The 17,398-nt window shown below is 69.5% G+C and carries 15 protein-coding genes; 10 read left to right on the plus strand and 5 right to left on the minus strand.

Annotated features, from left to right (window positions below):
* Window positions 1–58 precede the first annotated feature (58 nt).
* The 8 genes from SLNSH_RS11065 to lpdA all read left to right on the plus strand — a co-directional run bounded on the left by SLNSH_RS11065 (window position 59) and on the right by lpdA (window position 10,365).
* Window positions 59–667 carry a TetR/AcrR family transcriptional regulator gene (locus tag SLNSH_RS11065; protein ID WP_245422246.1) on the plus strand — a complete coding sequence of 203 codons (609 nt, stop codon included), beginning with the start codon at window positions 59–61 and terminating at the stop codon, window positions 665–667.
* Between the two features lie 302 nt (window positions 668–969).
* Window positions 970–1,932 (plus strand): malate dehydrogenase, encoded by a 963-nt coding sequence (gene mdh, locus SLNSH_RS11070; protein ID WP_106337001.1) that lies wholly within the window; start codon window positions 970–972, stop codon window positions 1,930–1,932.
* Window positions 1,933–2,056: 124 nt separating this feature from the next.
* Window positions 2,057–3,250 carry an ADP-forming succinate--CoA ligase subunit beta gene (sucC, locus tag SLNSH_RS11075; protein WP_106337003.1) on the plus strand — a complete coding sequence of 398 codons (1,194 nt, stop codon included), beginning with the start codon at window positions 2,057–2,059 and terminating at the stop codon, window positions 3,248–3,250.
* Window positions 3,250–3,456 (plus strand): tautomerase family protein, encoded by a 207-nt coding sequence (locus tag SLNSH_RS11080; RefSeq protein ID WP_106337004.1) that lies wholly within the window; start codon window positions 3,250–3,252, stop codon window positions 3,454–3,456. The genes sucC and SLNSH_RS11080 overlap by 1 nt, the downstream gene beginning before the upstream one ends.
* A complete protein-coding gene (gene sucD, locus SLNSH_RS11085; protein ID WP_106337006.1) occupies window positions 3,456–4,340 on the plus strand; it encodes a succinate--CoA ligase subunit alpha in 885 nt (294 codons plus the stop codon). Before SLNSH_RS11080 ends, sucD begins: the two co-directional genes overlap by 1 nt.
* Before the next feature lie 225 nt (window positions 4,341–4,565).
* Window positions 4,566–7,538 carry a 2-oxoglutarate dehydrogenase E1 component gene (locus tag SLNSH_RS11090; protein WP_106337011.1) on the plus strand — a complete coding sequence of 991 codons (2,973 nt, stop codon included), beginning with the start codon at window positions 4,566–4,568 and terminating at the stop codon, window positions 7,536–7,538.
* Between the two features lie 79 nt (window positions 7,539–7,617).
* Window positions 7,618–8,862, plus strand: coding sequence for a 2-oxoglutarate dehydrogenase complex dihydrolipoyllysine-residue succinyltransferase (gene odhB, locus SLNSH_RS11095; protein ID WP_106337014.1), 1,245 nt, complete (start codon window positions 7,618–7,620; stop codon window positions 8,860–8,862).
* A gap of 105 nt (window positions 8,863–8,967) precedes the next feature.
* Window positions 8,968–10,365 carry a dihydrolipoyl dehydrogenase gene (lpdA, locus tag SLNSH_RS11100; protein ID WP_106337016.1) on the plus strand — a complete coding sequence of 466 codons (1,398 nt, stop codon included), beginning with the start codon at window positions 8,968–8,970 and terminating at the stop codon, window positions 10,363–10,365.
* 162 nt (window positions 10,366–10,527) lie between these two features.
* On the opposite strand, the gene SLNSH_RS11105 is transcribed toward lpdA, so the two are convergent.
* Both SLNSH_RS11105 and SLNSH_RS11110 read right to left on the minus strand, forming a co-directional pair.
* Window positions 10,528–11,094, minus strand: a complete 567-nt coding sequence (locus SLNSH_RS11105) for a DUF4337 domain-containing protein (protein ID WP_106337019.1) — start codon at window positions 11,092–11,094, stop codon at window positions 10,528–10,530.
* A 72-nt stretch (window positions 11,095–11,166) separates the two neighbouring features.
* A complete protein-coding gene (locus SLNSH_RS11110; RefSeq protein ID WP_106337022.1) occupies window positions 11,167–12,099 on the minus strand; it encodes a tyrosine recombinase XerC in 933 nt (310 codons plus the stop codon).
* Between the two features lie 136 nt (window positions 12,100–12,235).
* Between SLNSH_RS11110 and SLNSH_RS11115 the strand changes: the two genes are divergently transcribed.
* Entirely contained in the window at window positions 12,236–13,897 is a 1,662-nt protein-coding gene (locus tag SLNSH_RS11115) for an acyl-CoA synthetase (RefSeq protein ID WP_106337025.1), read from the plus strand.
* On the opposite strand, the gene SLNSH_RS11120 is transcribed toward SLNSH_RS11115, so the two are convergent.
* Window positions 13,894–15,009 (minus strand): GNAT family N-acetyltransferase, encoded by a 1,116-nt coding sequence (locus SLNSH_RS11120; RefSeq protein WP_158266742.1) that lies wholly within the window; start codon window positions 15,007–15,009, stop codon window positions 13,894–13,896. The genes SLNSH_RS11115 and SLNSH_RS11120 overlap by 4 nt on opposite strands.
* A 101-nt stretch (window positions 15,010–15,110) precedes the next feature.
* Between SLNSH_RS11120 and SLNSH_RS11125 the strand changes: the two genes are divergently transcribed.
* Complete coding sequence (locus tag SLNSH_RS11125) at window positions 15,111–15,353, plus strand: sulfurtransferase TusA family protein (protein WP_106337029.1); 243 nt, start codon at window positions 15,111–15,113, stop codon at window positions 15,351–15,353.
* A gap of 5 nt (window positions 15,354–15,358) precedes the next feature.
* Here SLNSH_RS11125 and SLNSH_RS11130 read toward each other — a convergent pair whose 3' ends face one another.
* Both SLNSH_RS11130 and SLNSH_RS11135 read right to left on the minus strand, forming a co-directional pair.
* Entirely contained in the window at window positions 15,359–16,486 is a 1,128-nt protein-coding gene (locus tag SLNSH_RS11130) for a CobW family GTP-binding protein (protein ID WP_245422248.1), read from the minus strand.
* A 14-nt stretch (window positions 16,487–16,500) separates the two neighbouring features.
* Window positions 16,501–17,397: a DMT family transporter gene (locus tag SLNSH_RS11135; protein ID WP_106337032.1), complete on the minus strand. Its 897-nt coding sequence runs from the start codon at window positions 17,395–17,397 to the stop codon at window positions 16,501–16,503.
* Between the last annotated feature and the right edge of the window lies 1 nt (window position 17,398).

Consider the following 17,398-nt stretch of genomic DNA (forward strand, 5'->3'; position numbering starts at 1 on the left):
AGCCTAGCAGCGGCGCCAGTCGCGCGCTATGGGTGGACCACGCCACCCGGAGCCGCCCGTGCCTGCGCCAGCCGCCCTCGACAGCACCGACGCCCGCATCCTGGCGATCGCGGCCGAGCACGTGCGCCGCTACGGCTTCGCCAAGACCACCGTGACGGCCGTCGCCCGCGAGGCGGGCATGACGCACGCCAATGTCTATCGCTACTTTCCGTCCAAGGAAGCGCTGGCGGACTCGATCACGGCCGCGTGGCTGCGGCCCATCGAGCAGCTACTGGCGGAGGTCGTGGACGCGCCGGACCCCGCCGACGACAAGCTGGAGCGCATGATCCTGGCGCTCGCGGGCGCACACAGGGACAAGCTGGAGCAGGACCCGCAGCTGTTCGACCTCTACGTGGAGGCGTTCGAGGCCATGCGCGGCGTGGCGCGCAAGCATCGGGCCCGCATCCGCACCCTGCTCGACCGGGTGATCGAGGAGGGAGCCGCGTCCGGTCTCTTCCACCTGCGCCGGCAGGAGCGGGCCGCCGTGTTCCTGTTCGACATGGTGTTCCGGTTCATCCATCCGGTGCCCGTGCGGATGGACCGGGACATCCCGAGAAGGGTCTGGGACGAACGCCTTGCCGTGGCCGTGCGGGTCGTTCTGCGCGGAATGACCGCCGGCCTTGTTTGATCGATATCAGGCCACAACCACGTCTTAACGCGCCAAAAAATCCGTTACAAATTACAAATTCTGTCATTTGTAACGGCGCTGGATTCGACGCGACGCGGGGAACCAGCCATCGCGCGGTCATCACGCAAGCGCCTGCGGCAGCTTGGCTATTTCCTGCCGGACAGCACTGTCCAGGCGCGTCCGCAGCCCGATTTCTGAGCCTTTCTGTTGACTTGATGCCGCCACGCGATGGGTCTATGGCGGTCGCGTTCCCGGGCGACCCTGCGGCCGCCTGCGGCCCAACCCTGTTCAAGGAACCACCCATGGCGCGCAAGAAGATCGCTTTGATCGGCTCTGGGCAGATCGGCGGCACCCTCGCCCATCTCGCCGGCCTCAAGGAACTCGGAGACGTCGTTCTCTTCGACATCGCGGAGGGCGTTCCCCAGGGCAAGGGCCTGGACATCGCCGAGTCGTCCCCGGTTGACGGCTTCGACGCCAAGTATTCGGGCGCCAACTCCTACGAGGCGATCGCCGGGGCCGACGTGGTGATCGTCACCGCCGGCGTGCCGCGCAAGCCCGGCATGAGCCGCGACGACCTGCTCGGCATCAACCTCAAGGTGATGGAGCAGGTGGGCGCCGGCCTCAAGCAGTACGCCCCCAACGCCTTCGTGATCTGCATCACCAATCCGCTCGACGCCATGGTCTGGGCGCTGCAGAAGGCCTCGGGCCTACCGAAGAACAAGGTCGTCGGCATGGCCGGCGTGCTCGACTCGGCCCGCTTCCGCTACTTCCTGGCCGAGGAGCTCGGCGTGTCCGTGAAGGACGTGCACGCCATGACGCTCGGCGGCCACGGCGACGACATGGTCCCGCTGATCCGCTACTCCACGGTCGGCGGCGTGCCGCTGCCCGACCTCGTGAAGATGGGCTGGCTCTCCCAGGAGAAGCTCGACGCCATCGTGAAGCGCACCCGCGGCGGCGGCGGCGAGATCGTGGCCCTGCTGAAGACCGGCTCGGCCTTCTACGCCCCGGCCGCCTCGGCCATCGCCATGGCGGAGAGCTACCTGCGCGACCAGAAGCGCGTGCTGCCCTGCGCCGCCTACCTGAACGGCGAGTACGGCGTCTCCGACATGTATGTCGGCGTGCCGGTGCTCATCGGCGAGAACGGAGTGGAGAAGGTGGTCGAGATCGCCTTCGACGCGACGGAGAAGGAGATGTTCGCCAAGTCGGTCGCGGCCGTGAAGGGCCTGGTCGACGCCTGCAAGCAGATCAACCCGGCGTTCGCCTGATCGCCTGACCATTCGCCCGGGCCGCCCCGACGGCCCGGGCTCGTCCGCATCGACCCTTCGGAACGCGCGAGCCGGCCAGGCCCGGGAGGGGCGCGGAAGGGGCGACACCCATCAGCGAGGTCCCATGAACATCCATGAATACCAGGCCAAGGCGGTCCTGAAGGAGTTCGGCGTGCCCGTCTCCAATGGACGGCCCGTGTTCAAGGTCGAGGAGGCCGAACAGGCCGCCAAGGAGCTCGGGGGCCCGCTCTGGGTCGTCAAGTCGCAGATCCACGCCGGCGGCCGCGGCAAGGGCAAGTTCAAGGAAGCCTCGGCCGGCGAGAAGGGCGGCGTTCGCCTCGCCAAGTCGGTCGACGAGGTGAAGCAGTACGTCCGCGAGATGCTGGGCGCCACGCTGGTCACCATCCAGACGGGCCCGGCCGGCAAGCAGGTCAACCGCCTCTACATCGAGGATGGGTCCGACATCGACAAGGAGTTCTACCTGTCGATGCTCGTGGACCGCGAGACCTCGCGCATCGCCTTCGTGGTCTCCACCGAGGGCGGCATGAACATCGAGGACGTGGCGCACGACACCCCCGAGAAGATCGTGACCTTCTCGGTCGATCCCGCCACCGGGATCATGGGCCACCACGGCCGCCGCGTCGCCAAGGCCCTCGGCCTCAAGGGCGACCAGGCCAAGCAGGCCGAGAGCCTCGTCTCCAAGCTCTATGCGGCCTTCGTGGCCAAGGACATGGAGATGCTCGAGATCAACCCGCTGATCCTCGGCAAGGACGGCCAGCTGAAGGCGCTCGACGCCAAGGTGTCGTTCGACGGCAACGCGCTTTACCGGCATCCGGACATCGCCGAGCTGCGCGACGAGACCGAGGAGGACGCCAAGGAGATTGAGGCGTCCAAGTACGACCTCAACTACATCACGCTCGACGGCACGATCGGCTGCATGGTGAACGGCGCCGGCCTCGCCATGGCGACGATGGACATCATCAAGCTCTACGGCGAGAGCCCGGCCAACTTCCTCGATGTCGGCGGCGGCGCCACGAAGGAGAAGGTCACGGCGGCCTTCAAGATCATCACGGCCGACCCGAACGTGAAGGGCATCCTGATCAACATCTTCGGCGGCATCATGCGCTGCGACGTCATCGCCGAGGGCGTGATCGCGGCCGTGAAGGACGTCGGCCTCAAGGTTCCGCTGGTGGTGCGCCTGGAGGGCACCAACGTGGACCTGGGCAAGAAGATCATCGCCGAGTCCGGCCTGAACGTCATTCCGGCCGATGACCTCGACGACGCCGCCCAGAAGATCGTGAAGGCCGTGAGGGGCTGATGCCCTTCGTCAACCTGAAGATCACGAAGACGAACCTGAACCGGGAAACCAAGGCGCAGATCGTGAAGGAGTTCAGCGAAACTCTCGTTCGCGTTCTGGGTAAGAAGCCCGAGACGATCCACATCGTGTTCGACGTCGTCGAGGACGAGAACTGGGGTCACGCGGGCAAGCTTGTCGCCGAGACCCGGCAAATTGCGAGGGACTGATGTCCGTCCTCATTGACGCCAACACGAAGGTCATCTGCCAGGGCTTCACCGGCAAGAACGGCACCTTCCATTCCGAGCAGGCCATCGCGTATGGCACCAAGATGGTCGGCGGCACCTCGCCCGGGAAGGGCGGGACCACCCATCTCGGCCTGCCGGTGTTCGACACCGTCGCCGAGGCGCGCGAGAAGACGGGCGCGGACGCGTCCGTGATCTACGTGCCGCCGCCCGGCGCCGCCGACGCGATCTGCGAGGCGATCTCGGCCGAGATCCCGCTGATCGTCTGCATCACCGAGGGCATCCCGGTGCTCGACATGGTGAAGGTGAAGCGCGCCCTGCAGGGCTCGAAGTCGCGCCTGGTCGGCCCGAACTGCCCGGGCGTGATGACGGCCGGCGAGTGCAAGATCGGCATCATGCCGGGCAACATCTTCTCCAAGGGCAATGTCGGCATCGTGTCGCGGTCAGGAACCCTGACCTACGAGGCGGTGTTCCAGACCACCCGCGAGGGCCTCGGCCAGACCACGGCCGTGGGCATCGGCGGCGACCCCGTCAAGGGCACCGAGTTCATCGAGGTGCTGGAGATGTTCCTGGCCGACCCGAAGACCGAGTCGATCATCATGATCGGCGAGATCGGCGGCTCGGCCGAGGAGGACGCGGCGCAGTTCCTGGCCGACGAGGCGAAGCGCGGGCGCAAGAAGCCGACGGTCGGCTTCATCGCCGGCCGCACGGCGCCTCCCGGCCGCCGCATGGGCCACGCCGGCGCGATCATCTCGGGCGGCAAGGGCGGCGCCGAGGACAAGATCGCCGCCATGGAAGCCGCGGGCATCCGCGTCTCCCCGTCGCCGGCCCGCCTCGGCAAGACCCTCGTGGAAGTGCTGAAGGGCTGAGCTGACCCCTTCTCCCCGGCACGGGGAGAAGAGCCTGCCCTCGGGCTTGACCCGAGGGTGGCGCGAAGCGCCGGATGAGGGGCTCTCCCCTCACCCCAGCCCTCTCCCCGTTCCGGGGAGAGGGGGCAGATTGCGGCCCTTTTTCTCCGGACGGACCGGGGAGAGGGCGACAGGCGGCCCCCCGCCAAAGAAATCGACGGCGCCACGGCGGCGCGGGAGAGACACATGGCACGTCAGGACCAGAACGACGCCCTCCTCCAGACCTCGTTCCTGTATGGCGGCAACGCCGCCTACATCGAGGATCTGTATGCGCGCTACGAGAAGGACCCCAACTCGGTGGACGCCGAGTGGCAGGCCTTCTTCAGCGCGCTGAAGGACGACAAGGCGGCCGTCGAGAAGAGCGCGCGGGGCGCCTCCTGGGCGAAGCCGAACTGGCCGATCCACGCCAACGGCGAGCTGGTTTCCGCCCTCGACGGCAACTGGGGCCAGGTCGAGAAGGCGCTCGGCGACAAGATCAAGGCCAAGGCCGAGAGGGCCGCGACCGCCAAGGGCGTCGAGGTCTCCCACGCCGACGTCATGCAGGCGACGCGCGACTCCGTTCGCGCCCTGATGATGATCCGCGCCTACCGCATGCGCGGGCACCTGCATGCCGAGCTCGACCCGCTCAACATCGCGGTCCGCACGGACCACGAGGAGCTCGATCCCTCCTCCTACGGCTTCACCGAGGCTGACTGGGACCGCAAGATCTTCATCGATCACGTGCTGGGCCTGGAGTTCGCCACGATCCGCGAGATGCTCGCGATCCTGAAGCGGACCTACTGCTCCACCATCGGCTACGAGTTCATGCATATCTCCAATCCGGCCGAGAAGGCCTGGATCCAGGAGCGCATCGAGGGGCCGCACAAGGAGATCGCCTTCACCCGCGAGGGCAAGCGCGCCATCCTCAATAAGCTCGTCGAGGCCGAAGGCTTCGAGAAGTTCATCGACGTCAAATACACCGGCACCAAGCGCTTCGGTCTGGACGGCGGCGAGGCCCTGATCCCGGCGCTCGAGCAGATCATCAAGCGCGGCGGCAACCTCGGCGTGAAGGAGATCGTGTTTGGCATGGCCCACCGCGGCCGCCTGAACGTGCTCACCCAGGTGCTGGGCAAGCCGCACCGCGCCCTGTTCCACGAGTTCAAGGGCGGCTCCTACGCGCCTGACGACGTCGAGGGCTCGGGCGACGTGAAGTACCACCTGGGCGCGTCCTCGGACCGCACCTTCGACGGCAACAACGTCCACCTGTCGCTGACCGCGAACCCGTCGCACCTCGAGATCGTCGACCCCGTGGTGCTCGGCAAGGTGCGCGCCAAGCAGGACCAGCTGAACGACATCGTCGAGCGCGCCAAGGTGATGCCGCTGCTGATCCACGGCGACGCGGCCTTCGCGGGCCAGGGCGTCGTGGCGGAGTGCCTTGGCCTCTCGGGCCTGAAGGGCCACCGCACCGGCGGCTCGGTGCACGTCATCATCAACAACCAGATCGGATTCACGACCTATCCGCGCTACTCGCGGTCCTCGCCCTATCCGTCCGACGTGGCGAAGATGATCGAGGCGCCGATCTTCCACGTGAACGGCGACGACCCCGAGGCGGTGGTGTTCGCCGCCAAGGTGGCGACCGAGTTCCGGCAGCAGTTCCACAAGCCTGTCGTCATCGACATGTTCTGCTACCGCCGCTTCGGCCACAACGAGGGCGACGAGCCGGCCTTCACCCAGCCGCTGATGTACAAGAACATCCGCTCGCGGAAGTCGACGCTGGAGATCTACGCCGAGAAGCTGACCGCCGAGGGCGTGGTCACCGACGGCGAGGTCGAGAAGATGCGCGCCGACTGGCGCGCCCGGCTCGAGGCCGAGTTCGAGGCGGGCCAGGCCTACAAGCCCAACAAGGCCGACTGGCTCGACGGCCGCTGGGCCGGCCTGAAGGCCGTGAAGGAAGAGGACGAGGATCCCCGCCGTGGCCAGACCGGCGTGGCGCTGGACACCCTGAAGATGATCGGCGAGCGGATCACCACCGCGCCGGAGGGCTTCCACGTCCACCGGACGATCCAGCGCTTCCTCGACAACCGCCGCAAGGCGATCGAGACGGGCGAGGGCATCGACTGGGCGACGGGCGAGGCGCTGGCCTTCGGGTCGCTGATGCTGGAAGGCCACCCGGTCCGCCTCAGCGGCCAGGACTGCGAGCGCGGCACCTTCTCGCAGCGCCACTCGGTGCTGATCGACCAGGAAGACGAGAGCCGCTTCACGCCGCTGAACCACATCCAGGACGGGCAGTCCCGCTACGAGGTCATCAACTCGATGCTCTCGGAGGAGGCGGTGCTCGGCTTCGAGTACGGCTACTCGCTGTCCGAGCCAAACGCCCTGACCCTGTGGGAGGCCCAGTTCGGCGACTTCGCCAACGGCGCCCAGGTGGTGTTCGACCAGTTCATCTCGTCCGGCGAGCGCAAGTGGCTGCGCATGTCGGGCCTCGTGTGCCTGCTGCCGCACGGCTATGAGGGCCAGGGTCCGGAGCACTCCTCCGCCCGCCTCGAGCGCTTCCTGCAGATGTGCGCCGAGGACAACATGCAGGTCGCCAACTGCACGACGCCGGCGAACTACTTCCACATCCTGCGCCGGCAGCTGAAGCGCGACTTCCGCAAGCCGCTGATCCTGATGACGCCGAAGTCGCTGCTGCGCCACAAGCGCGCCGTGTCGCGGCTCGACGAGATGGGCCCGGGCTCCACCTTCCACCGCCTGCTGTGGGACGACGCCCAGTTCCTCAAGGGCGAGAAGATCAAGCTCGCCAAGGACAACAAGATCCGCCGCGTCGTGCTGTGCTCGGGCAAGGTCTATTACGACCTCTACGAGGAGCGCGAGAAGCGGGGCATCGACGACGTGTACCTGCTGCGCGTCGAGCAGCTCTACCCCTTCCCCATCAAGGCGCTGGCCACCGAACTCGCCCGCTTCAAGAACGCGGACGTGGTGTGGTGCCAGGAGGAGCCCAAGAACATGGGTTCCTGGACCTTCGTGGAGCCCTACCTGCGCTGGGTGCTCGCCCGCGCCGGAATGAAGGTGAAGGAGCCGCGCTACGCCGGCCGCCCGGCCTCCGCGGCGACGGCCACGGGCCTGATGTCCAAGCACCTCGACCAGCTCCGCGCCTTCCTGGAGGAGGTCTACGCGGGCTGACCGCGCAGACCCTCTTTCCCGCTGCCGTCCCACCTTTCGACTTCTTCAGGGCCGTTCCGCCCGCATCCCAGACGAGACCATGGCGACTGACATCCGCGTTCCGACTCTCGGCGAGTCGGTCACTGAAGCCACCATCGGCAAGTGGTTCAAGAAGCCGGGCGAGGCCGTGAAGGCCGACGAGCCCCTCGTCGAGCTCGAGACCGACAAGGTCACCCTCGAGGTGAACGCGCCTGCCGGCGGCGTGCTCGCCGAGATCTCCGCCAAGGAAGGCGAGACGGTGGGCGTGGGCGCCCTGCTGGGCTCCATCTCGGCGGACGGCGCCGGCGCCGGCGCGACCCCGGTCGCCGCCAAGGCGGCCGAGCAGCCGAAGCCGCAGGACACGCCGAAGGCCGCCCCGGCCACCGCCGCCGCGCCCGCCAAGGTGCTGCCGGCCGGCACGCCCCAGGCCCCGTCCGTGACCCGCCTCGCCGCCGAGAGCGGCGTGGAGCCCTCGTCCGTGGCCGGCACCGGCAAGGACGGCCGCGTCACCAAGGGCGACATGCTGGCCGCCATCTCGACGGGCGCCTCCGCTCCCGCGCCGGCCGCCCCGGTCCAGGTCCGCGCTCCCTCAGCGCCGGACGACGCCTCGCGCGAAGAGCGCGTGCGCATGACCAAGCTGCGCCAGACGATCGCGCGGCGCCTGAAGGACGCCCAGAACACCGCGGCCATGCTGACGACCTTCAACGAGGTCGACATGACCGAGGTGATGGCGCTGCGCGCCCGCTACAAGGACGTGTTCGAGAAGAAGCACGGCAACAAGCTCGGCTTCATGGGCTTCTTCGTGAAGGCCTGCGTGCAGGCGCTCAAGGAGCTGCCGGCCGTCAACGCCGAGATCGACGGCACGGACCTCGTCTACAAGAACTACTACCACGTCGGCATCGCGGTCGGCACGGACAAGGGCCTCGTGGTCCCGGTGGTGCGCGACGCCGACCAGCTCTCCATCTCGGGCATCGAGAAGACCATCGCCGACTTCGGCCGCCGCGCCCGCGACGGCCAGCTGAAGATCGAGGAGATGCAGGGCGGCACCTTCACGATCACGAACGGCGGCATCTACGGCTCGCTGATGTCGACGCCGATCCTGAACGCGCCGCAGTCGGGCATCCTGGGCATGCACAAGATCCAGGAGCGCCCAATGGTGGTCGGCGGCAAGATCGAGATCCGCCCGATGATGTACCTGGCGCTCTCCTACGACCACCGCATCGTCGACGGCAAGGAGGCCGTGACCTTCCTGGTGCGCGTCAAGGAGGCCCTGGAGGACCCGGCGCGCCTCGTGCTGGATCTCTGAGCGTCGCCGTCGTCATGCCCGGGCTCGTCCCGGGCATCCTTCTTCTGAACCCGGCCGCGTGGATGGCCGGGGCAAGCCCGGCCATGACGGGCACGGAGCATTCGCATGTCCTACGACCTCATCGTCATCGGCACCGGCCCCGGCGGCTACGTGTGCGCCATCCGGGCGGCCCAGCTGGGGCTGAAGACCGCCGTGGTGGAGAAGCGCAAGACCCACGGGGGCACCTGCCTGAACGTGGGCTGCATCCCGTCCAAGGCGCTGCTGCACGCGTCCGAGGTGTTCGAGGAGGCCGGGCACGACTTCCCGGCGCTGGGCGTGATGGTCGGCAAGCCTGAGCTCGACCTGCCGGCGATGATGAAGCACAAGGACGACACGGTGGCGGCCAACGTCAACGGCGTCGGCTTCCTGCTCAAAAAGAACAAGGTCGACGCCTTCCACGGCGCCGGGACCATCGTGGCCCCCGGCCAGGTGAAGGTGACGGCCGAGGACGGCTCGACCCAGACGCTGGAGACCAAGGCCATCGTGATCGCCACCGGCTCGGACGTCGCGCCGCTGCCGGGCGTGGCCATCGACGAGAAGGTGGTGGTCTCCTCGACCGGGGCGATCGCGCTGGACAAGGTCCCGGGCAAGCTGCTGGTGGTTGGGGCGGGCGTCATCGGCCTCGAACTCGGCTCCGTGTGGCGGCGCCTGGGGGCGGAGGTGACCGTCGTCGAGTTCCTCGACCGCATCCTGCCCGGCATGGACAACGAGGTCGCCAAGCAGTTCCAGCGCCTGCTGGAGAAGCAGGGCATCAAGTTCATCCTCGGCAACAAGGTCAGCAAGGTCGAGACGGCCGGCGCCGGCGCCACGGTTTCGGTGGAGCCCGCCCAGGGCGGCGAGGCGCAGACGCTTGACGCGGACGTGGTGCTGGTCGCCATCGGCCGCCGCCCCTACACGGAGGGCCTCGGGCTGGAGCAGGTCGGCGTGGCGCTGGAGCGCGGCCGCGTGGTGATCGACGAGCACTTCCAGACCAACGTGCCGGGCATCTTCGCCATCGGCGACGTGGTGCGCGGCCCGATGCTGGCCCACAAGGCCGAGGACGAGGGCGTCGCGGTGGCCGAGATCCTGGCCGGCAAGGCCGGGCACGTGAACTACAACGTCATCCCGGGCGTGGTGTACACGCAGCCGGAGGTCGCCTCCGTCGGCCAGACCGAGGAGGAGGTGAAGGCCTCGGGCGTCGCCTACGCGATCGGCAAGTTCCCCTTCACGGCCAACGGCCGCGCCCGCGCCATGCGGCATTCGGACGGCTTCGTGAAGGTGATCGCCGACGCCAACACCGACCGGGTGCTGGGCGTCCACATCGTCGGCTACGGCGCCGGCGAGATGATCCACGAGGCGGCCGTGCTGATGGAGTTCGGCGGGTCTTCAGAGGACCTGGCGCGGACCTGCCACGCGCACCCCACCATGAGCGAGGCCGTGAAGGAAGCCGCCATGGCGGTGGAGAAGCGGGCGATCCATATTTGATCGCTTTCGCGCGTCCCTGAATGCAGAAGCCCCGGCGCAGAGCATGCGCCGGGGCTTTTCGTTTCCGTCATTGCGAGCGGAGCGAAGCAATCCAGCGGCCCGGCGCGTGGCTTTGGATTGCTTCGTCGCTGCGCTCCTCGCAATGACGGGGAAGATTACGGCTCAGAACAAATGCACGGCCATCGGGGCGAAGGCTGCGATGGCCATGAAGGCGACGCCGAGGACGCCGAGGCCGGCGGCGAGCCAGACCAGGCCGCCGATGCCGGTGATGATCGACGACGAGGCGATCACGATGGCGAGCTGGAGGGCCGCGGAGGAGACCTCGTAATGGTCGTGCTTGCGGCCCTGGTAGTCGCGCTTGTCCTCGGCGGACTTGGCGCGGGCGGCGAGCTCCTTGCGGCCTTCCCCGGTGTCGGGCTCGCTCTCCCAGCGCGCCACCGTCTGCTTCCAGGACTCCAGGCGCTTTTCCGCGGCGGCCTTCTGGGCCGGATCGGTCATGGCCTGGAGATTCAGGTCGAGCTGCTCGCCCGCGGTCCGCACCACGGTGCCGCGGATCGTCTTGGCCTGGAAGAAGGCCCAGAGATTGGAGGCCTCCACGTTGTAGGCCAGCGAGTTGGTCTGCGCCTCGTTGCCGCCCTGCTCCGAGAAGGCCAGGAACAACGCCAGGACGCCGATGAGCAGCGCCACCTTCTTGTTGCCGCCCTCGACGGCGCCCGCTTCGTGCGACATGGGTACTCAGCCTCCCTCCAAGGACGGCCGCGGATTTGAGGGATGATTCGCGTCGCGCGCAAGGGCGCGCCGCTATCCTGCCCGCGGGTGGGCGGCGTTGTAGGCGGCCAGCAGGCGGGACGTGTCCACCTCCGTATAGATTTGCGTGGTGGACAGGGAGGCGTGGCCGAGCAGGTCCTGGATGGCGCGCAGGTCGCCGCCGCGGGCCAGGAGGTGGGTGGCGAAGGAGTGGCGCAGGGCGTGCGGGGTGGCCGTCTCCGGGAGGCCGAGCGCGCCGCGCAGGCGCTCCATGGCGAGCTGGATGATGCGCGGGTTGAGCGGGCCGCCCTTCTGCCCGCGAAACAGCGGCTCGCTCGGGGGCAGCGTGTAGGGGCACAGGGCGACGTACTCGGCGACAGCCGCCGACACGGCCGGGATCACCGGGACCATGCGGGTCTTGCCGCCCTTGCCGGTGACGGTGATCACGTCCTGGCCGCCCACAGGCGCCTCGCTGCGCTTGAGGCCGAGCGCCTCCGAGATGCGCAGCCCGCATCCGTAGAGCAGGGCCAGCACGGCCGCGTCACGCACGAGAACCCAGGTCTCGCGCTCCTCCCCGGCCCGGAGGTCGGGGTCGGCGAGGCGCCGCGCGTTGGGGGCGGAGAGCGGCTTGGGCAGGCTCTTCCCCAGCTTGGGGCCGCGGATGGCCGACAGCGCCGAGGCGTCCACCAGGCCCTCCCGCTCGAGGAAGCGCAGGGCTGACCGGACGGACGCCAGCGCGCGCATCAGCGAACGGCTGCCGATCCCTTCCGCGCGCCGCCCCGCCATAAAGGCGCGGATGTCGGCCGGGCGCAGACGCTTGACGTCAGCCAGCGCCGCCGGCGCGCCGGCGCGCTCGCCCAGGAAGCCGACGAACTGGCTGATGTCGCGGCCATAGGCCTCCAGCGTCTTGGGCGAGAGCCGGCGCTCGGAGGCGAGATGCCGCGCCCAGCTGGCGAGCGCGGCCTGGAGATCGGGGGCGGCGTACATGACGCCAGAGTCTGCGAGGCGTTGGTGAAGGGACCGTGAAGGTCCAAGGCTGGCGCCGCCCCGGCGGAAAGTCGGCCTTTTCGCACTGCAACAATCGGCGTAACGTCAGCCTGCTCACGTTCCAGGTCATTCCCCCATGCTCCCCGACATCCGTGACTTCGACCACCTTCGGGCGGCGTTCCGCTGGGACATCCCGGCCCGCTACAACATGGGCGTGGACGTCTGCGACAAGTGGGCGGCCCTGGACCCGGACCGGCCCGCCATCCTGGACGTGTCGCCCGGGGGCGCAGTGACGACCGTGACCTTCGGGGCCATGCGGGACGCCTCCAACCGGCTCGCAAATCTGCTGACGCGGCATGGCGTCCGGCGCGGGGACCGGATCGGCATCCTGCTGCCGCAGTCGAGCGAGGTCGCGGTGGCGCATGTGGCGGCCTACAAGATGGGCGCGATCGCGCTGCCGCTGGCCATGCTGTTTGGCGCCGACGCGCTCGCCTACCGGCTCCAGGACGCCGGCGTGACGGCGCTGGTCACCAACGCGGCCGGGATCGCCCGGGTGGCGGCGCTGCGGGGGAACCTGCCGGAGCTGCGGCTGCTGATCTGCGTAGACGGGCCGGATGGCGAGGCGCTGGGCTTTCACGAGGCGATCGCCCGCGAGAGCGCCCAATTCGCCCCGCTCGACACGACGCCGGACGACCCGGCGCTGATGATCTACACCTCGGGCACCACCGGTCCGCCCAAGGGCGCCCTGCACGGCCACCGCGTGCTGCTGGGCCACCTGCCCTGCTTCCAGCTGGTGCACGAGTTCTTCCCGCAGCCGGGAGACCTCCTGTGGACGCCGGCCGACTGGGCCTGGGCCGGGGGGCTGCTCAACGGGCTGCTGCCTTCGCTTCACTTCGGCGTGCCCGCCGTGGCGCGCAAGTTCGAGAAGTTCGACGCCGAGGAGGCGTTCGCCCTGATGGCGGACCTCCAGGTGAAGAACATCTTCGTGCCGCCGACGGCGCTGCGGATGCTGCGCTCCGTCGAGACCCCGCGCGCCCGCTTCCCGGGCCTGGCGCTGCGCACGATCGCGTCGGCCGGCGAAGCCCTGGGCGCGGAGACGCTCGCGTGGGGGCGCGAGGCGCTCGGGATGACCATCAACGAGGCCTATGGGCAGACCGAGTGCAACCTGGTGCTGGGCTCCTGCGCGGCGCTGGGCGTGGTGAAGCCGGGCTCCATCGGCAAGCCCATTCCCGGGCACGAGGTGGCGATCATCCGGCCCGACGGCACGGTCTGCGATCCCGGAGAACTGGGGCAGATCGCCGTGCGGCGTCCCGATCCGGTGATGTTCCTGGGCTACTGGAACCGCCCCGAGGCGACCCGAGACAAGTTCATCGGCGACTGGATNCGCCCCGAGGCGACCCGAGACAAGTTCATCGGCGACTGGATGACCACCGGCGACCAGGGCGAGATGGACGCGGACGGCTACGTGCGCTTCGTGGGCCGGGACGACGACGTGATCACGTCGGCTGGCTACCGCATCGGCCCGGCGGAGATCGAGGACTGCCTGCTGCGCCACCCGGCCGTCGCCAACGCCGCCGCGGTGGGCAAGCCCGACCCGCTGCGCACCGAGATCGTGAAGGCCTTCGTGGTGCTGAAGCGGGGCGTGGGGGAAAGCCGAGACCTGGCCGCCGATATCCAGCGCTTCGTCAAGGAGCGGCTGTCCGCCCACGAATATCCGCGCGAAATCGCCTTCGTGCCTGACCTGCCGCTCACGACCACCGGCAAGGTGATCCGTCGCGAGCTGCGCCTGCGCGCCTAGGGGCGCAGGCGCTTCCAGGCGGCCTTGGCGACCGCGCGCAGCGCGCGCCGGATGCGCTCGGCGGCGAGCAGGGCCGTGTGGCCTGCCCGGAGCGGGAGCCACCAGTCGGCGATTTGGAGGCGGCCCGGCCACAGCCGGTCGATCATAGGGTGGCCTGAGACCGCGCAGCTGTCCGTAAGGCGCAGGGCTGGGTTGGACAGCTGCCGCTCCGTCAGGACCTGCGTCAGCAGCACGCCGGGCGAGTAGACGGAGAAGGCCTCGTCGTAGGTCGTCTTCCAGTAGAGCGCCCGTGCGTCGCCGCCCAGCACGATTCCGACTGTGATCGCGGCGCCGTCGAGGGTGAGCAGGTCGATCCGGCATTCGCCGCGCCGGGCGAAGCCCATCGTGACCGCCTGCAGGAACTTGAGGCGTGCCGGGTCGCTGGCGAAGGCCGTGCCGCGCCGGCCTTTCCAGCCGCGCGCCTCAAGGGCGGCGAAGGACGCGCAGGCTTGCTCGACCTCCATGGGCGTGACGGCGGATCTGGAGAGCAGGTCTCCCCGTTCGGCGAGGCGCCTGCGGAGGCGCGCGAGCTCCTTGCCGCGCTTGGCGCTGACGGCCGGGGCGGCGCCCGCTTCGGCCGACTCTCGGAACAAGGCGGCGCGTTCGTGGGCTCCGAGGCGAATGGCGCTCCGGCCCGTTGCGGCCTCGATCTGGGCGCCAGCCTGGGAGTCTTCGTCCATCCAGGGCAGCAGCACGGCCTGGGCGAGCGGGAATGCGCGGCGGAGCCACGCGACAATCGCGGCGAGGTCCTCCGCCCCGTAAACGGGGTCCAGCAGCGGCGTCCCGAGCACGGCCTGATCGTGGGCCCAGCCGCGCAGCACGGTGGCCAGCCGGCCGAGCCGCGGCCGGCGCAGGACCAGGAGCGCGGTCATGCGCTCGCCACGCCAGGCGGCGACGAAAAGCGGGGGTGCGACGCCGGGCAAGGCGGCCGCGGGAAGGGCAAAGTCGGGCTCCCAGAACGGGTTGCGATCCGGCGACCGCGCCCCGAGTTCTCTCCAGGCTTCGCGACAGGCCTCGGCGCCGTCGGCCCCGAACGGCTCCACGCGCGCCGGCGCGTCAGTGGCCGGCGCCATCAGGGTCCGAGGGGGAGCGGGCGCGTTCATCGCCCCCATGGTGGGACACGAGCGTTAAATCGGCGTTCCCCGGCTGCGCCCGCCCGTGCTAGGCAGCCGGCATGACGGATCCCGACGCCAAGCCCGCCCTCGCGCTCGACTTGCGGGGCCTCAAGTGCCCCATGCCGGCGCTGCGGACGCGCAAGGCCCTGGCCGGGCTCGCGCCGGGGACTGCGCTGCAGGTCCGCGCCACCGACCCGATGGCGGCCATCGACATTCCCCATCTGGTGCGCGAGCTGGGCGACGAACTCCTGGCGAGCGCCCGCGAGGAGGATGCGCTCGTGTTCCTGATCCGGAAGGCCTGAGGAGCTCAGCCCCGCCGCAGCGAGAGCGGGTTGTCCATCAGCGCCGCACGGTCCGGCGTGTCGATGGCGGGCGTGCCCGTGAAGGCGTCCCACATCCGCCTGACGAAGCTTTCGTCGAGATCGCGGGTGATGAACACGAGGCGCGTGCGGCGGTCGGCGTCAGGCCAGCGCGGCAGAGCGACCGGCGGGTGCAGCACGTGCTGGACGCCATGGAGGACAATGGGGCGGTCCGGCTGCTCGGCCACGTTCACGATGCCCTTCATGCGCAGCAGCTTGGCCCCGTGCGCCGACGGCAGCAAGGTCATGAACATGTCCAGCGCCGCCATCGGGACCGGCCGGTCGGTGGTCAGGCAAAAGGCGCGCACGCGGGAGTCGTGGCGGTTGACGTCGTGGGAGTCCTGGTCGCGCTCGTCGTGAGCGTGGTCGTGCGCATGGCCGTCGCCCTCCGCGTCGCGGTAGGCCTCCTCGCGGAGCCAGGCCGCGACATCCGGGATCTTCCCGCTGGTCTCGAAGGGGCCCGCCCCCATGAGGGCGTCCGCCGTGGCTTCGCCGGCGGCGGCCTCCAGCAGGGGAGCGGCGGGGTTCAGTCGCCGAAGCCGGGCGCGGAGGCGGCCGTATTCGGGACGGGTCGCGTCCGTCAGCAGGTCCGACTTGGTGAGCGCGATCCGGTCCGCGACCGCGACCTGCTTCACCGCCTCGGAATGCTCGTCCAGCGTGGCGTAGCCGTTCAGGGCGTCCACGACGGTCACGACCCCGTCGATGGCGTAGCGCGTGACCAGATAGGGGTGCGACAGCGCGGCCTGCAGGATCGGGGCGGGGTCGGCCAGGCCGGTGGTCTCGACCAGCACGCGGCGGAACGGGCTCACGGTCCCGGCGTCGCGCTTGGCGACGAGATCTTCCAGGGCCGCCACCAGGTCGCCGCGCACGGTGCAGCACAGGCAGCCCGAGGACAGCAGCACCATGTCCCCGTCCACCGCCTCGATGAAGAGGTGGTCGAGACCGATCTCGCCAAATTCGTTGACGATCACGACCGTGTCGGCCAGCGCCGGATCGGAGAGGAGCCGGTTGAGCAAGGTCGTCTTCCCGGCCCCCAGGAAGCCGGTGAGGATCGTGAGAGGGATGGGGCCGTCCATGGCCGCTTGCTCCGTCATGCCCGCGCCGGAACCCGCGCGCGCCCGTTCTGAAGAGCCACGTTGGCCATGATGGCCCCGATGACAAGGGCTCCGCCGGCATATTGGATCGGCGCGAGCCGCTCGCCGAGGACGAGGGCCGAGGTCAGGGCCGCCACGACGGGCTCCAGGCAGAACGCCAGGCCGCCCGCGACGGCGCCGACGCGGCCGAGCGAGACCACCTGCAGGACGAAGCCGAGCACGAAGCCCCCAATCGTGAGCGTCACCGCCCAGGGCGCCGCCAGCAGGATGGCGGGTCCGTGCACCCCGCCGGTAGCCGCCGCCGCCGCAAGCGCGGCGGGGAGGCAGACGACGTGGACCCAGAACACCTTCGGGGCCGTCGTGAGGGAGGCGCATCGCGCAGCCGCGAAGAACTGCGCCACTCCAGACAGGCTCGCCCCGAAGGCGAGCAGGAGCCCGCGCGGATCGAGGCTGGCGGAGGCGGGGCCGAGCACCAGCACGATGCCCACGAAGGCGACCGCCGCAACGGCCAGGAGGGGCGCCGACAACGGCCTTCGCTCCACCAGGGGGCTCATCAGCACGATCAACACCGGGTAGGTGTAAAACACCACCGCGGCGACCGTGACCGGGATGAACGCCACGGAGGACAGGTAGCAGATGCCCACGCCGGCGCTGGACAGGCCGAGCACGAACAGCGGCGCACGTTTCCCGGCGGGAACCCGCAGGCTCTGGCGCAACGCGACCGCGAGGACGACCGCGAGCGCCAGCATCACGAGCACCCGATAGAACACCATCAGGGGCCCGTGCACCCCTTCGCCGGCGGCGATGCGCGCAAAGGTGATGTTGAAGCCGTAGGCCGCCGCGCCGCCGAGCGCGAGCAGGAACCCGCCCGGGGCGGAAACGGGAGCCGTCATG

The sequence above is a fragment of the Alsobacter soli genome (assembly GCF_003004785.1).
In the GTDB taxonomy this organism is placed as follows: Bacteria; Pseudomonadota; Alphaproteobacteria; order Rhizobiales; family Beijerinckiaceae; genus Alsobacter; species Alsobacter soli.

Coding starts and splice junctions, on each gene's coding strand:
- mdh (WP_106337001.1), top strand. CDS start 970: ATGGCGCGCAAGAAGATCGCTTTGATCGGCTCTGGGCAGATCGGCGGC.
- sucC (WP_106337003.1), top strand. CDS start 2,057: ATGAACATCCATGAATACCAGGCCAAGGCGGTCCTGAAGGAGTTCGGC.
- SLNSH_RS11110 (WP_106337022.1), bottom strand. CDS start 12,099: ATGTACGCCGCCCCCGATCTCCAGGCCGCGCTCGCCAGCTGGGCGCGG.
- SLNSH_RS11125 (WP_106337029.1), top strand. CDS start 15,111: ATGACGGATCCCGACGCCAAGCCCGCCCTCGCGCTCGACTTGCGGGGC.
- SLNSH_RS11105 (WP_106337019.1), bottom strand. CDS start 11,094: ATGTCGCACGAAGCGGGCGCCGTCGAGGGCGGCAACAAGAAGGTGGCG.
- SLNSH_RS11120 (WP_158266742.1), bottom strand. CDS start 15,009: ATGGCGCCGGCCACTGACGCGCCGGCGCGCGTGGAGCCGTTCGGGGCC.
- lpdA (WP_106337016.1), top strand. CDS start 8,968: ATGTCCTACGACCTCATCGTCATCGGCACCGGCCCCGGCGGCTACGTG.
- SLNSH_RS11130 (WP_245422248.1), bottom strand. CDS start 16,486: ATGGACGGCCCCATCCCTCTCACGATCCTCACCGGCTTCCTGGGGGCC.
- SLNSH_RS11135 (WP_106337032.1), bottom strand. CDS start 17,397: ATGACGGCTCCCGTTTCCGCCCCGGGCGGGTTCCTGCTCGCGCTCGGC.
- SLNSH_RS11090 (WP_106337011.1), top strand. CDS start 4,566: ATGGCACGTCAGGACCAGAACGACGCCCTCCTCCAGACCTCGTTCCTG.
- SLNSH_RS11080 (WP_106337004.1), top strand. CDS start 3,250: ATGCCCTTCGTCAACCTGAAGATCACGAAGACGAACCTGAACCGGGAA.
- odhB (WP_106337014.1), top strand. CDS start 7,618: ATGGCGACTGACATCCGCGTTCCGACTCTCGGCGAGTCGGTCACTGAA.
- sucD (WP_106337006.1), top strand. CDS start 3,456: ATGTCCGTCCTCATTGACGCCAACACGAAGGTCATCTGCCAGGGCTTC.